We start from the raw sequence: 13921 nt of genomic DNA on the forward strand, positions 1-13921 counted from the left end.
GTCCAACTTACGCTCGTTTGTAGGCCCGATAAGCTCGCGCCATCGGGCAAGCAATAACCCTTACGGTTTCGCCACAAAGCCAATGGCTTCGTAAACGGCTTTCAGCGTTTCGGCCGCACGTGCGCTGGCTTTTTCCGCCCCGTCTTTCATCACCTTCTGCAAGAACGCTTCGTCGTTGCGGAAACGGTGATAGCGCTCCTGCAACTCAGACAGCATTCCGGAAACCGCCTCCGCCACTTCGCCTTTCAAATGGCCATACATTTTACCTTCAAACTGTTTTTCCAGTTCAGGAATGCTCTGACCGGTCACGGCGGAAAGAATATCCAGCAGGTTAGAGACACCCGCTTTCTCTTTCACATCATAACGCACTACCGGCGGCTCGTCGGAGTCAGTGACCGCACGTTTGATTTTCTTCACTACCGATTTCGGATCTTCCAGCAGGCCGATCACGTTATTACGGTTATCGTCCGATTTGGACATTTTCTTTGTCGGCTCCAGCAGCGACATCACGCGCGCGCCGGATTTTGGAATAAACGGTTCCGGTACTTTGAAAATATCGCCATATAGCCCGTTAAAACGCTGGGCGATATCGCGGCTCAGTTCCAGATGCTGCTTCTGATCTTCGCCTACCGGCACCAGATTGGTTTGGTACAACAGGATGTCTGCCGCCATCAACACCGGGTAATCAAACAGGCCGGCGTTAATGTTTTCCGCATAGCGCGCAGATTTATCTTTAAACTGCGTCATACGGCTCAGCTCGCCGAAATAGGTATAGCAGTTCAGCGCCCAGCCAAGCTGCGCATGTTCCGGCACATGGGACTGAACGAAAATAGTGCTCTTTTCAGGATCAATACCACATGCCAGGTACAGCGCCAGCGTATCCAGCGTCGCTTTACGTAGCTGCTGCGCGTCCTGACGCACGGTAATCGCATGTTGGTCTACGATGCAGTAGATGCAATGATAGTCATCCTGCATGTTTACCCACTGACGCAATGCCCCCATATAGTTGCCAATGGTCAATTCACCTGAGGGCTGTGCGCCACTAAAAACGATGGGCTTAGTCATTTTTTATTTCCTGGTTATCGCTATGCGGAAGCCCAAGTGCGGGCAAAAGATCGTTAAAACTGTCATAAATGACGTCCGGCTCGCTAAGAGCGATCGCTTCGCCATAATTGTAGCCGTATGTCAGGCCAACCGAAGGGCAGCCCGCCGCTTTTGCAGCCTGAATATCATTACGCGAATCGCCGACAAAAAGCATCTGCTCCGGCATCATGCCCAGCCGGCTTGCCACCAGCAACAGCGGCTCCGGATGCGGCTTCTTATTTTGCACATCATCGCCGCCGATAACCACACTAAAGTATTTGGCGATATCAAGCGATTCCAGCAACGGCGCGACGAACGGCGTCGGTTTGTTGGTCACCAAACCTAATGGCAATCCGCTGGCGTGCAGCGCGCCCAGCGTGTCGGCGACATGCGGAAATAAAAAAGTGCCTTCTTCCGCCACTTCGCCATAATACCTGTCGAACAGTTTACGCAGAATGCGTACCTGTTCCTCGGCAGGAATATCTTCATCAACGGGCGGTTTCCCCATCGTCTTACGCAGCGTGGCGCGCTCCTCGCGAGCCCAGGTCAGCGCGCGTTCCATCAATACGTCTGCGCCGTTACCAATCCAGGTAATCACGCGCTCCTCGCCCGCGACCGGCAGTTCCAGCGCATACAACGCCATATCCACCGCCGCGGCAAGACCCGGCGCGCTATCCACCAGCGTACCGTCAAGATCAAAGGCGACGCCCCGAATATTCTGCAACTTATCCATGAGTTACCTTTGCCAGCTCACTGCGCATTTCATCAATCACTTTTTTGTAGTCGGGTTTATCGAAAATTGCCGACCCCGCAACAAACATATCCGCACCTGCTGCGGCGATCTCGCTGATATTGTTCACCTTCACGCCGCCGTCCACTTCCAGGCGAATGTCGTAACCGGAGGCATCAATGCGGCGACGCACTTCGCGCAGTTTATCCAGCGTCTGCGGAATAAAAGACTGGCCGCCGAAGCCTGGGTTCACGGACATCAGCAGGATCACATCCAGTTTGTCCATGACGTAATCGAGATAACTGAGCGACGTTGCCGGGTTGAATACCAGCCCCGCTTTACAGCCGTGTTCTTTAATCAACTGTAGCGTGCGGTCAACATGTTCGGAGGCTTCCGGGTGAAAAGTAATGATGCTCGCGCCAGCGGCGGCAAAGTCGGGCACGATACGGTCGACTGGCTTGACCATCAGGTGGACATCAATAGGCGCGGTAATACCGTACTGACGCAGGGATTTCAGCACCATCGGGCCGATAGTCAGGTTCGGCACATAGTGATTATCCATGACGTCAAAGTGTACAACATCAGCACCGGCAGCCAGCGCTTTGGCGGAGTCTTCACCCAGGCGAGCAAAATCAGCCGACAGAATTGAGGGGGCAATCAAATACTGTTTCATCCGCTTCTCCTTGAGAATTATTTTCTTGCAGGCGTTGCGACTCCTGGTTGGTACAGAGCCAGCAGTTCGTCCACCTTTTTACGTGTGCCGCCGTTGCTGCTTATACTGCGTCTAACTTTGACGACATGCAATTTTGCGAGTTGATACCACTCGCGTGTGAGCGCCGTATCATGGTTGGAAATGAGCACCGGTATCCGGTTACTGACCAGATTCTCAGCGATTTCCGCCAAATGCGCTTGTTGCGTCAGGCTAAAACTATTGGTGTGATACGCTGTGAAGTTAGCCGTGGCGGACAACGGCGCATAAGGCGGATCGCAATAGACCACCGACGACTTGTCCGCACGCGCCATACTGTCTGCGTATGACTCACAGTAAAAGAACGCATTCTGCGCTTTTTCTGCAAAGTGGTACAACTCCGCTTCCGGGAAGTAAGGTCTTTTATAACGACCAAACGGTACATTAAATTCCCCGCGCAAGTTATAGCGACAGAGTCCGTTATAACCGTAGCGGTTCAGATATAAAAACAGTACCGCCCGACGAAAGGGGTCCTGGCAGGTGTTGAACTCCTCACGGAGTTGGTAATAGACCTCAGCCTGGTTAGTTTCAGGCATAAACAGCTCGCGCGAAGCCTGTACGTACTCGTCAGTACGTAACTTCACGATGTTATAGAGGCTAATAAGGTCGCTGTTGATATCGGCGAGGATATAACGAGAAAAGTCGGTGTTAAGAAACACCGATCCGGCACCCACAAAAGGTTCAACAAGGCACTCGCCTTTTGGCAAATGTCGTTTGATATCATCAAGCAGAGGGTATTTTCCCCCTGCCCACTTCAAAAAAGCGCGATTTTTTTTCATGCTGACTAACTAATTACACCTTCTCCGGCTGTGGAGAAAGCTCCGACAGCATCCTGCGCTTTAGGCTGTGCCGCGTTGCTTTACGGCGCATTTGACGGTAGCAAATGCGCCCCTCGCGCCTGTCCTGAACAAAAATAGCTGTCAGCGACACTCACAGGCAATTGCAGGACACAGCCTGGATTATTTCAGATCGGCCTGAACCTGATGCAACGGTTTTGCCCACGGGTTTTTCGCCTGCACATCGGCAGGTAAGGTGGACACCGCACGTTTAGCATCTTCTTTCGAAGCATACATCCCCGTTACCAGCACATACCACGGTTGTCCATTACGCGTCGTCTCGTATACCACATAATTTTTCAGGTTCTCTTTCTTCGCCCAACCGTTCAGGTTGTCGTAATTTGAAGAACTACTGAGCTGCAATGTGTAGTGGCTGGATGGCGCGCTCTTTAATGCGCCAACGTTGCCGGCGCTTTTCCCGCCGCCTGCGACAGGCGTCGTCGAGGCTTGCGCTGGCTTCGCGGTTTGTACCGGCGCAGCGCTTGCCGTCGCTGTCGGCGCAGCCGTCGTGGTGGTCGCTTTCGGCGTCGCGGTCGGCGCTGCCGGTTCCGTGCGTTTCACTGGCGCGACCGGTTTCTTCGGTTCCGCAGTGGTGGTTTTCGCCGTGGTCTGCGGTTTCTTAGGTTCAATGACAGCCTGTTTACGTTCCGGACGCGTGGTATGACGCTCAGCAGGTTCGCTAACCGCCGCCTGACGCGTCGTGCTGCCATTGCGAACTGGCGCGACGGTTGCAGGCTCTGTCGGCAACGTAGAGTTCACCGCAACATTGTTCATCTGCTCTGGATTCTGCGTCAGCGCATTATTCAGATCGCCCTGCACTTCCACGCGCTGCTGACCGTCAGCGACCACAGGCGACTGTCCCTGCGTCGGCGTTGAAGAAATCGGCGGCAACGAAATATCCTGCGACGTATTGCCCGCGGTTTGTTCTGCGGAGGTGGCGCCCGGCGCAGGCTGGGTCGCATTCGCCTGATCGGCGGCGTTACCGGAAAGATCGATACTCTTTTCGCCAGAGGCCGACGGCTCACTGGAAGACGTAGAGGGGGCTTTCAGCGCGGAGCCGATACCGATAATCAACAGCAGCAGCACCAGTACGCCAACGCCCATCATCATGTACTGACGAGAGGCTGGCTTATGGGCCGCTTTTTTACGCTTACGTGGACGGCGTTCAACACGCTCTTCGTCCACCGTATCGTCTTCATCGGATTCGTACTCTTCTTCAACTTCAGGTTCTTCACTACGCGCTTTACGCGTACGCGTCGGACGGCGATCGTCGGCGTCCAGATCAACGTCATCAAAGTTGATCTGCGGCTCATTATCGCGTTCTGAAGATTGACGAGAACGACCAGTACGACGATCGCTGGGATCGGGTTTCAGCTCGTCTTCTGGTTTGAATTCATCCATTTAACACCCCACTCAAAGGTTAATGCTTACGACATTGCACATAACCTGAAGCTAAAAGACTGACATCTACGCAATATCAGTCTGACCTTTCTTGTTGTTACGCCTGCTGACAGTCAGCAATCGCGCTAAGAACGACTTCGTGCGACACTCCGCCGCGCACTTCACTTTTCCCTATGGCCAGCGGAAGCACTAAACGCAGCTCCCCCGCTAACACTTTTTTATCTCGCAGCATGTGCGGCAAATAGTCCTGCGCGGACATCTCGCAAGGGCCATTGACTGGCAACCCGGCCCGTTCGAGTAGAGCGATGATGCGCTGCGTATCAGCAGAACTGAACTGCCCCAAACGCTCGGATGCGCGCGCAGCCATCACTATACCTGCGGCAACGGCTTCACCATGTAACCAATTGCCATATCCCATTTCCGCTTCAATGGCGTGGCCAAAGGTATGTCCAAGATTCAGTAAAGCACGTAAGCCCGCTTCACGCTCGTCGGCGGCAACAACTTCGGCTTTCAGCTCGCAACAACGACGAATACAGTACGCCATCGCCGGGCCGTCCAGACGCAACAGCGCATCCAGATTACCCTCAAGCCAGGTGAAGAAGTCCGCGTCGAGTATAATGCCGTATTTGATCACCTCTGCCAGTCCCGATGCCAGTTCGCGTGCGGGAAGCGTTTTCAGGCAATCAAGATCGACAACCACAGAAGCGGGTTGGTAAAACGCGCCAATCATGTTTTTGCCAAGGGGATGGTTGACGGCGGTTTTCCCGCCCACGGAAGAATCAACCTGCGACAGTAAGGTAGTTGGCACTTGGATGAAACGTACGCCTCGCTGGTAGCTGGCCGCCGCAAAACCGGTGAGATCGCCAATCACGCCGCCGCCAAGCGCGACCAGCGTGGTATCACGACCATGCGGTTTTTTCAGTAACGCCGTAAACACCGTATCCAGCACCGTCAGGCTCTTATACTGCTCGCCGTCAGGAAGAATCACGCTGTCTACGTTAACGCCCGCCCGTTCGAGTACGCCGCGAACCTTGTCCAGATAAAGCGGCGCCAGGGTTTCGTTGGTCACTAACATGACCTGATCGCCTGATTTCAGCGGCAAGAATGAAGCTGGTTCGTTAAACAAACCAGCCGCGATGGTGATCGGGTAACTACGTTCCCCGAGAGTGACTGTAATCCTCTCCATGACGCGACATCCACCTTAGTTACTTGTGCCCGCTTACCCAGCGTATTCTGCTTGAATTAGTTGCTTTCCAGCATATGAATAATCTGGTTTGCCACAACCTTAGCGCTTTGATCGTCGGTGCGAATGGTGACGTCGGCAATCTCTTCGTACAGCGGATTGCGTTCGTTAGCCAGCGCTTCCAGAACTTCGCGAGGCGGCGCTTCAACCTGCAACAGCGGGCGTTTTTTATCACGCTGCGTGCGCGCCAGTTGTTTTTCGATGGTCGTTTCAAGGTAGACCACGACGCCACGCGCGGAGAGACGGTTACGCGTTTCACGCGATTTTACAGAGCCACCGCCGGTTGCCAGCACAATACCCTGTTTTTCCGTCAATTCGTTGATAACTTTTTCTTCACGATTACGGAAGCCGTCTTCACCTTCAACATCGAAGACCCAGCCCACATCAGCTCCGGTTCGTTTCTCAATCTCTTGATCAGAATCGTAAAATTCCATATTGAGTTGTTGAGCTAACTGGCGCCCAATAGTGCTTTTTCCGGCACCCATAGGCCCAACCAGAAAGATATTGCGTTTCTCTGCCATTTTTTCGGTACTACTAAGACTATTCGTTAATGGTAAACCCGCTTCACAGACACCCAGCGCAGCAGGACATGAACTGAAACCTCATAAGATATTGCGAGAGTCAGACTGAAAATTATCTCAATACTCAAGCGGGTTTGGCAACTGAATAAATCACCAAGCCTGATTGTTGCAAAACCCGAGTTAGCGTTGCCGGATGGCGACCAGAACAACATATCCGGCCTACAAATTGCTCTACTTTCAAACAATTGTGCGCAATCCGCAGAACCAATACGTCTGCATCAGCGGACATTCAGCCGTTTATCATCGGTCTTATGCACACCTTAGGCAAGGCAAAGCGCATTAATCAATGCGTAAGCAACGAAAAGCACGACTCTCAAATCGGTACTCCTTGTATGCTAAATACATCCGCACGTCAAATCCCGCAGATGCGTTCAGTGCAAAAACAGCGCTTTTTTATGCATAAATTATTCTGTCGCCACCAGTCTGGGGGTGATAAACACCACTAATTCGCGTCGCTCGTCCTCTTTGCCGTCATGGCGGAAGAGCTGACCAAGCCAGGGAATATCCCCCAACAGCGGCACGCTATCGCTACCCGATTTATTTTTTCGCGAAAAAATACCGCCCAGCGCCAGCGTCTCGCCGCTTTTTACCTCTACCTGCGTTTCAATTTCCTGTTTATCTATCGCCAGCACTTCGCCGTCAGCCTGTTGTAGTACCTGACCGGGGACATTCTGGCTGATATGTAACTTCAGGCGGATGCGCCCTTTTTGCAAAACGGTGGGCGTCACCTCCATCCCCAGCACCGCTTCTTTAAATTCCACGGAGGTCGCGCCGCTTTCGCCGCTGGAAACCTGATAAGGAATTTCGCTGCCTTGCTTGATACTGGCTGGCTGCAGATGCGAAGCCAGCAGCCGGGGGCTGGCGATAATATCCAACTGCTGCTTTTGCTCCAGCGCTGACAGCTCCAGATCCAGCAAGCGTCCGTTAATGCGCCCGATGTTAAACCCGACGCGTGAGGTGGCGGCGGCGACGGATAAATCACTGGAAAGCGTCGTCACGTCACCCACCGCGCCCGCTTGCGTCGCGTCAGCCAGCGTCCACTTTACGCCCAGTTCCCGTAGACTCTTTTCGTTAATGGTGACGATATGCGCCGCCAGTTCCACCTGCGCCACCGGCAGATCCATTTGCGATACCCATTTTTCCAGCTCCGCCAGGGCCGCGCGGTTATCGCGCAACAGCAGGCGGTTGGTGCGCTTATCTACCATGATGGTTCCCTTCGCACTCAGGAGTTTCTCGCCCGCTTTCGCCAGTTCGGCGGCATCGGCGTATTGCAGGCTAATGCTGCGGTTTTCCAGCGGTAAATTAGCCTGAAGCCTTAACCGCTCGGCATCCTGCCGCGCACTGTGTTCTTTCTGCCAGGCCTGTGAATGAACATGGAGAATATTCCCCTCCTGACGCAGCACCAGCCCCGCGCTATTGACCACCGTCTGTAGCGCCTGTTTCCACGGCACATCCGTCAGATGTAGCGATAATGTCCCGCTGACGTCCGGCGACACCACCAGATTCTGCCGCTCCTGCTCAGCTAAAGTCTGCAAAACCTGCACCACAGGGACGTCGTCAACCACCAGCGTCACTTTCGCCGCTTTTCCCGCCTGCGCGGCGGGCATCAAGGCTATCAGTATTATGGCTATCCATCGCTTCATTGTCCGCTCCCTGACGTAGCCACCGCCACTGCGGCGGCGCACAATTTTCACCGGTCGTTAACGTTAAGGCTTCCGCCGTCAGGCGGACAATCGTCCAACCGTTTTCCAGCGTCTGCCCTTCTTCCACTCGCCGCCATTTTTGCTGGCTGTCTTTAAGAATGCCTGTCCATCGCTCGCCTTTACGCACCGCGCCCTGATACCGCCACTGCGAGAGTTCGGCTATCCGGCAGCGATCTTCCGGCGGGCGGAAGGGATCGCGCATTCCTGTCAACATCAGCAAACAAAAACAGAGCAATACACCGCGGCTAGCCTTCATGAGCCAGGCGCTCCAGTTGCAGCGTCATCAATAATTCCGCCCCCTCTTTACGCAATGAAAACCGACTTACGATCATCTCGCTTTCGGCCAACCGGACAAACAGCGACGGCACCGCATCCCAGGACGTTTTCAGCGCCATTTCTCCCCCCTGCGCCGATGGCTGCCAGTGCAGCAAACGTAGGGGAGGGGCCTGGAAATCTAACGGCGAAAAAGGACGCGGATTTTCAACGGCGCGCCCGAAAAGCGGTTCAGCCGCGACGCTCAGACGGCGCAGATGACGCCACTGTTGCCGGGCGGCCTCGCGCTGCTGGCTTAACTGCATTTGTTGCGTATCCAGCGTTTTCCAGCCGGGATAGCCCACAGATAACGCGACCGTCAGCGTCAGGCACAGCACGCCTGCACACCAACAAAAAACCCGACCACGGCGCGACATCCCGTACCAGAGATCAAAGAGCGCGTTCACGGGCGGCGCTCCTCGTTAACTGATAATGGAACTGCCAGCGCCCTTGCGCATCCTGCCGCGTGGCGCCCGTGCGGTTTAGCGGAAAACTGACATAGTGACGAAGTGATGTTTCAAGCGTGAGCAGGGCGTCAAACGTTCTCGCCAGCCCTTCCAGCTCTAGCGTCTCTTGCTGATAATTGAGGCTTGTCAGCCATGCCTGTTCTGGCAACAGGTTGGCAAGGTCAGTCAAGATAGATTGCCATGCTTGCGTCAGTTCACGCTGCGCCTGACGTTGTAATCGCGCCTGTTGCTGTCGCTGACGCTGCTGCAACTGCGGTATGTTCGCCGCAAGCGCCGTCGTGCGTCCGTTTTCCGCCGTCAGTAGCAGTTCATTAATCCTCCCCTCCTGCCAAAAAACCAACCGGGCGATCGTCGCGAGGCTTGCTATCAGCAGCAGGGACGCGCCCCATACCACGCACCACAGCCGCAGACGCGCTACGTAATGTTGGCGCCGCCAGGGGAGCAAATTGACAGAATGCGCCATCAGCGTATCTCCCCTATGGCTAAACCCAGCGCAATCGCAAAGCGATAACCGTCCGGCGGAACCGGCGGTTGGCGGACGGTAACGGCGCGCCAGGGGTCGAATTCGCCTTCGGCGCATAACGAAATATGTTCCGGCACGACGGATAATGTTGCGGCAAGGTCATGCAGCGTCGTCGCCTCTCGCGCCGATTTACGCCCCCACGCATAGCGCGTCGCCCACAGCCACTGGCTCTCATCGCGCCAGACCAGACATTGCCGCCCCGAAGGTATAAACGGCAGCAAGCGCTGTAACGCGCAGGCATCGGGCGTTACAGCAGCGATGCGCACATTGAGCGTTTGCGCCAGCGTTAACAGCTCTGAAATTTCTTTGCTTTGCACGGCGGTAACGTTGAACGCGGGACTTAGCGCATCGTCCTGAAAGTCGAAACGCAATAAGTCCGGATCCATATCCAGCTCACGCGCCATCGTTTGTGAAAGCCATGCGACTTGCTCACGTTCCCGCAGACGCATCGGCGGATGTGGAAAAGCGCGTTGCAATGTCCGATTTGCGGGAAAAGAGAGATAAATACGGTGACGTAGCGGCAGCTCGCGGCTCCAGGGTCGCAGTACGTGAGCCAGCGATTGCGGGTCAGGAATCGTACCCTCTGCCGTGGAGGCGTTCATCAGCGGCAGTCGCCACCAACGTTGCAGGGACCAGCCCGATGCGCCGCGAATAACGGCGATGGCCAGCGCTTCATGCTGCTGAATATGCAATCCTATTTGCCAGGTTTTAAAAGCCATAACGGTCGATCTCCTTATCACCCGTCGCGTTAACGGGTATATCAATGCGTCTGGCTTGCCTTTATACTACCGCGCGTTTGTTTATAAACTGCCCAAATGACACTAAATGGGAAATCTCCAGTGAAGTTCGTAAAGTATTTATTGATCCTTGCAGTATGTTGCATCCTGCTGGGAGCAGGCTCGATTTATGGCCTTTATCGCTATATTGAGCCACAGCTACCTGACGTCGCGACATTGAAAGATGTGCGTTTGCAAATTCCGATGCAGGTTTACAGCGCGGATGGCGAACTTATCGCGCAATATGGCGAAAAACGTCGTATTCCCGTTACGCTCGATCAAATTCCGCCGGAAATGATCAACGCCTTTATCGCCACCGAAGATAGCCGCTTTTATGAGCATCACGGCATTGACCCGGTAGGTATTTTCCGTGCGGCCAGCGTCGCGCTCTTCTCCGGTCACGCATCGCAGGGAGCAAGTACCATTACCCAGCAACTGGCGCGAAACTTCTTCCTTAGCCCCGAACGCACGCTGATGCGCAAGATCAAGGAAGCGTTTCTGGCGATTCGTATTGAGCAGTTGCTGAATAAAAATGAGATCCTCGAACTCTATCTGAACAAGATCTATCTCGGCTACCGCGCCTATGGCGTTGGCGCGGCGGCACAGGTCTACTTTGGTAAGACGGTCGACCAGCTTAGTCTAAGCGAAATGGCGGTTATCGCCGGGCTACCTAAAGCGCCTTCTACCTTTAACCCGCTCTACTCGATGGATCGGGCGATAGCGCGCCGTAACGTAGTGCTTTCGCGAATGTTAAGCGAGGGATATATCACTCAGGCGCAGTACGATCAGGCACGTAGCGAACCTATCGACGCAAATTATCACGCGCCGGAAATCGCCTTCTCCGCGCCTTATCTGTCGGAAATGGTGCGCCAGGAAATGTATAACCGTTATGGCGAAAGCGCCTACGAAGATGGTTATCGTATTTACACGACCATCACCCGCAAAGTGCAGCAGGCCGCGCAACAGGCGGTGCGTAATAACGTGCTGGACTATGACATGCGCCACGGTTATCGCGGCCCGGCGAATGTGCTATGGAAAGTGGGCGAAACGGCGTGGGACAGTAAAAAAATTACCGATACGTTGAAAGCGTTGCCGACCTACGGACCGCTGCTTCCCGCCGTGGTCACCAGCGCTAATCCGCAAGAGGCGACCGCTGCGCTTGCCGACGGTACGTCCGTTTCGCTACATATGGAAGGAATGCGTTGGGCGCGGCCTTACCGCTCGGATACACAGCAGGGGCCGACGCCGCGTAAAGTTACCGATGTCGTCCAGACAGGTCAGCAAATCTGGGTTCGTCAGGTGGATAACGACTGGTGGCTGGCGCAGGTACCGGAAGTGAACTCCGCGCTGGTTTCGCTTAACCCGCAAACTGGCGCGGTACTGGCGCTGGTCGGCGGTTTCGATTTTAATCAGAGTAAATTTAACCGCGCGACGCAAGCTTTGCGTCAGGTGGGGTCGAACATCAAACCGTTCCTCTACACCGCCGCAATGGATAAAGGGCTGACGCTCGCCAGTATGCTCAACGATGTGCCGATTTCCCGCTGGGACGCCGGGGCAGGTTCAGACTGGCGTCCGAAAAACTCCCCGCCGCAGTACGCCGGACCGATTCGTTTACGCCAGGGGCTGGGGCAGTCGAAAAACGTGGTGATGGTACGCGCCATGCGCGCCATGGGCGTCGACTATGCGGCGGAGTATCTGCAACGCTTCGGCTTCCCGGCGCAGAATATCGTGCATACCGAATCGCTGGCGCTGGGCTCCGCCTCCTTCACGCCGATGCAGGTTGCGCGCGGTTATGCGGTGATGGCGAACGGCGGTTTCCTGATCGACCCGTATTTCATCAGCAAGATTGAGAACGATCAGGGCGGCGTGATCTTCGAAGCGAAACCGAAAATCGCCTGCCCGGAGTGCGATATCCCGGTCATTTACGGCAATACGCAGAAATCCGACGTGCTGGAAAACACCAATGTGGAAGAGGTCGCGGTTTCGCAAGAGCAGCAAAACAGCGCCGTACCGATGCCTGAGCTGGAACAGGCAAACCAGGCGCTGGTCGCGCAAAACGGCACGCAGGAGTACGCGCCGCATGTGATCAATACACCGCTGGCGTTTCTGATTAAAAGCGCGCTGAACACCAATATCTTCGGCGAACCCGGCTGGATGGGTACCGGCTGGCGTGCGGCGCGTGACCTTAAACGTCGCGATATCGGCGGCAAAACCGGTACAACCAACAGCTCGAAAGACGCATGGTTCTCCGGCTATGGCCCTGGCGTCGTCACTTCCGTATGGATCGGCTTTGACGATCACCGCCGTGATTTAGGCCGCACCACCGCTTCCGGCGCGATCAAAGATCAAATCTCCGGCTATGAGGGCGGCGCGAAGAGCGCGCAACCAGCATGGGACGCCTATATGAAAGCCGTGCTGGAAGGCGTGCCGGAACAGCCGCTAACGCCGCCGCCGGGCATCGTCACGGTGAATATCGACCGCAGTACCGGACAACTGGCGAGCGGCGGTAACAGCCGTGAAGAGTATTTCATCGAAGGCACGCAGCCGACACAACAGGCGGTACACGAGGTGGGAACCACCATTATTGATAATGGTGAAACACACGAACTGTTCTGATCAAAAAAGGCGCTCCGGCGCCTTTTTTATTGTGTTTAGCGGATGACGGCGAACGGGGAGACAAACTTTCCGTTGGCTTGATCAACGCCGCGCCATCAGGCAATTCGGCCCTGCGCTTTCAACCACTCGCGTACCAGAAACAGCGCGCTGACGTTGCGGGCCTCGTTAAAATCGGGGTCTTCCAGCAGATCCATTAAATGCGCCAGCGGCCAGCGTACCTGCGGCAATGGCTCAGGCTCGTCGCCTTCCAGCGACTCCGGATAGAGATCTTCCGCCACCACGATATTCATTTTGCTGGAAAAATAAGAGGGCGCCATGCTGAGTTTTTTTAAGAAGGTCAGGTTATGCGCGCCAAACCCGACCTCTTCTTTGAGCTCCCGGTTCGCCGCTTCAAAAACGGTCTCGCCCGGGTCGATCAATCCTTTCGAGAAGCCCAGCTCATAGGATTCGGTTCCCACCGCATACTCACGAATAAGAATCAGATGCTCATCAACGATCGGCACAATCATTACCGCCTCACGGGTTGATGGTCGCATACGTTCATACACGCGACGCACGCCGTTGCTGAACTCCAGATCCACGCTTTCTACGTTAAACAGTCGGGATTGTGCGACGGTTTCCACTTTCAGAATGGTGGGTTTTTGTAATGATTTGCTCATTGTGAGAATCTTTGCAGTGTAATCTGTGGTCATTGTGCGACATACCGCACGGTTTCGGCAATGCGAATTGCCGTTTATTTACATTTATGTAACGTAATAAAAATTAATTCTTATTTCAAATTAAAAGTCAATAGGTTGAAATAACTCCAGGAATTTGCTGATATTCCGTTTTTGGTGGTATTGCTATGATTTGCCTTCACTGGGATGCGCTTTACAATGCTCAAGTTCAACTCCACGCTTGCC

14 protein-coding genes are annotated in these 13921 nt (G+C 54.6%); 1 reads left to right on the forward strand and 13 read right to left on the reverse strand.

The window, feature by feature from the left end; genetic code table 11:
- Positions 1–60: 60 nt before the first annotated feature.
- The 12 genes from trpS to ACLJPQ_RS12105 all read right to left on the reverse strand — a co-directional run bounded on the left by trpS (position 61) and on the right by ACLJPQ_RS12105 (position 10346).
- Positions 61–1065, reverse strand: a complete 1005-nt coding sequence (gene trpS / locus ACLJPQ_RS12050) for a tryptophan--tRNA ligase (protein WP_000165562.1) — start codon at positions 1063–1065, stop codon at positions 61–63.
- Positions 1058–1816: a phosphoglycolate phosphatase gene (gph, locus tag ACLJPQ_RS12055; RefSeq protein WP_079820822.1), complete on the reverse strand. Its 759-nt coding sequence runs from the start codon at positions 1814–1816 to the stop codon at positions 1058–1060. Before gph ends, trpS begins: the two co-directional genes overlap by 8 nt.
- Positions 1809–2486, reverse strand: a complete 678-nt coding sequence (gene rpe / locus ACLJPQ_RS12060) for a ribulose-phosphate 3-epimerase (RefSeq protein ID WP_080185085.1) — start codon at positions 2484–2486, stop codon at positions 1809–1811. Before rpe ends, gph begins: the two co-directional genes overlap by 8 nt.
- 17 nt (positions 2487–2503) lie before the next feature.
- Positions 2504–3340, reverse strand: a complete 837-nt coding sequence (gene dam / locus ACLJPQ_RS12065) for an adenine-specific DNA-methyltransferase (RefSeq protein ID WP_000742132.1) — start codon at positions 3338–3340, stop codon at positions 2504–2506.
- 180 nt (positions 3341–3520) lie between these two features.
- Positions 3521–4798: a cell division protein DamX gene (gene damX, locus ACLJPQ_RS12070; protein WP_000343144.1), complete on the reverse strand. Its 1278-nt coding sequence runs from the start codon at positions 4796–4798 to the stop codon at positions 3521–3523.
- Positions 4799–4895: 97 nt separating this feature from the next.
- The gene (gene aroB, locus ACLJPQ_RS12075; RefSeq protein WP_000439824.1) at positions 4896–5984 is read right to left on the reverse strand and encodes a 3-dehydroquinate synthase; all 1089 of its coding nucleotides are present in this window, start codon (positions 5982–5984) and stop codon (positions 4896–4898) included.
- 56 nt (positions 5985–6040) lie between these two features.
- Positions 6041–6562, reverse strand: a complete 522-nt coding sequence (gene aroK / locus ACLJPQ_RS12080) for a shikimate kinase AroK (RefSeq protein ID WP_000818621.1) — start codon at positions 6560–6562, stop codon at positions 6041–6043.
- 464 nt (positions 6563–7026) lie between these two features.
- Positions 7027–8265, reverse strand: coding sequence for a DNA uptake porin HofQ (gene hofQ / locus ACLJPQ_RS12085; RefSeq protein ID WP_000832803.1), 1239 nt, complete (start codon positions 8263–8265; stop codon positions 7027–7029).
- Entirely contained in the window at positions 8180–8581 is a 402-nt protein-coding gene (locus tag ACLJPQ_RS12090) for a DUF2531 family protein (RefSeq protein ID WP_020899316.1), read from the reverse strand. The genes hofQ and ACLJPQ_RS12090 overlap by 86 nt, the downstream gene beginning before the upstream one ends.
- Positions 8571–9044 carry a hypothetical protein gene (locus ACLJPQ_RS12095; protein WP_020899317.1) on the reverse strand — a complete coding sequence of 158 codons (474 nt, stop codon included), beginning with the start codon at positions 9042–9044 and terminating at the stop codon, positions 8571–8573. Before ACLJPQ_RS12095 ends, ACLJPQ_RS12090 begins: the two co-directional genes overlap by 11 nt.
- Positions 9028–9567, reverse strand: coding sequence for a PilN domain-containing protein (locus ACLJPQ_RS12100; protein ID WP_000951390.1), 540 nt, complete (start codon positions 9565–9567; stop codon positions 9028–9030). The genes ACLJPQ_RS12095 and ACLJPQ_RS12100 overlap by 17 nt, the downstream gene beginning before the upstream one ends.
- Positions 9567–10346, reverse strand: coding sequence for a hypothetical protein (locus ACLJPQ_RS12105; RefSeq protein ID WP_000874747.1), 780 nt, complete (start codon positions 10344–10346; stop codon positions 9567–9569). Before ACLJPQ_RS12105 ends, ACLJPQ_RS12100 begins: the two co-directional genes overlap by 1 nt.
- Before the next feature lie 120 nt (positions 10347–10466).
- Here ACLJPQ_RS12105 and mrcA point away from each other — a divergent pair, with 120 nt between their 5' ends.
- Positions 10467–13019 (forward strand): peptidoglycan glycosyltransferase/peptidoglycan DD-transpeptidase MrcA, encoded by a 2553-nt coding sequence (gene mrcA / locus ACLJPQ_RS12110; protein ID WP_000673808.1) that lies wholly within the window; start codon positions 10467–10469, stop codon positions 13017–13019.
- 95 nt (positions 13020–13114) lie between these two features.
- Here mrcA and nudE read toward each other — a convergent pair whose 3' ends face one another.
- On the reverse strand, positions 13115–13678 hold the full coding sequence (gene nudE, locus ACLJPQ_RS12115; protein WP_000045725.1) for an ADP compounds hydrolase NudE: 564 nt from the start codon (positions 13676–13678) through the stop codon (positions 13115–13117).
- Positions 13679–13921: the final 243 nt, after the last annotated feature.

Origin of the sequence: Salmonella sp. SAL04213, assembly GCF_046550535.1 — a bacterium.
GTDB lineage: Bacteria > Pseudomonadota > Gammaproteobacteria > Enterobacterales > Enterobacteriaceae > Salmonella > Salmonella enterica.

Excerpts from the sequence above, each read along its gene's own strand:
- trpS (WP_000165562.1), bottom strand. The coding sequence starts at position 1,065 with ATGACTAAGCCCATCGTTTTTAGTGGCGCACAGCCCTCAGGTGAATTG.
- gph (WP_079820822.1), bottom strand. The coding sequence starts at position 1,816 with ATGGATAAGTTGCAGAATATTCGGGGCGTCGCCTTTGATCTTGACGGT.
- rpe (WP_080185085.1), bottom strand. The coding sequence starts at position 2,486 with ATGAAACAGTATTTGATTGCCCCCTCAATTCTGTCGGCTGATTTTGCT.
- dam (WP_000742132.1), bottom strand. The coding sequence starts at position 3,340 with ATGAAAAAAAATCGCGCTTTTTTGAAGTGGGCAGGGGGAAAATACCCT.
- damX (WP_000343144.1), bottom strand. The coding sequence starts at position 4,798 with ATGGATGAATTCAAACCAGAAGACGAGCTGAAACCCGATCCCAGCGAT.
- aroB (WP_000439824.1), bottom strand. The coding sequence starts at position 5,984 with ATGGAGAGGATTACAGTCACTCTCGGGGAACGTAGTTACCCGATCACC.
- aroK (WP_000818621.1), bottom strand. The coding sequence starts at position 6,562 with ATGGCAGAGAAACGCAATATCTTTCTGGTTGGGCCTATGGGTGCCGGA.
- hofQ (WP_000832803.1), bottom strand. The coding sequence starts at position 8,265 with ATGAAGCGATGGATAGCCATAATACTGATAGCCTTGATGCCCGCCGCG.
- ACLJPQ_RS12090 (WP_020899316.1), bottom strand. The coding sequence starts at position 8,581 with ATGAAGGCTAGCCGCGGTGTATTGCTCTGTTTTTGTTTGCTGATGTTG.
- ACLJPQ_RS12100 (WP_000951390.1), bottom strand. The coding sequence starts at position 9,567 with ATGGCGCATTCTGTCAATTTGCTCCCCTGGCGGCGCCAACATTACGTA.
- ACLJPQ_RS12105 (WP_000874747.1), bottom strand. The coding sequence starts at position 10,346 with ATGGCTTTTAAAACCTGGCAAATAGGATTGCATATTCAGCAGCATGAA.
- nudE (WP_000045725.1), bottom strand. The coding sequence starts at position 13,678 with ATGAGCAAATCATTACAAAAACCCACCATTCTGAAAGTGGAAACCGTC.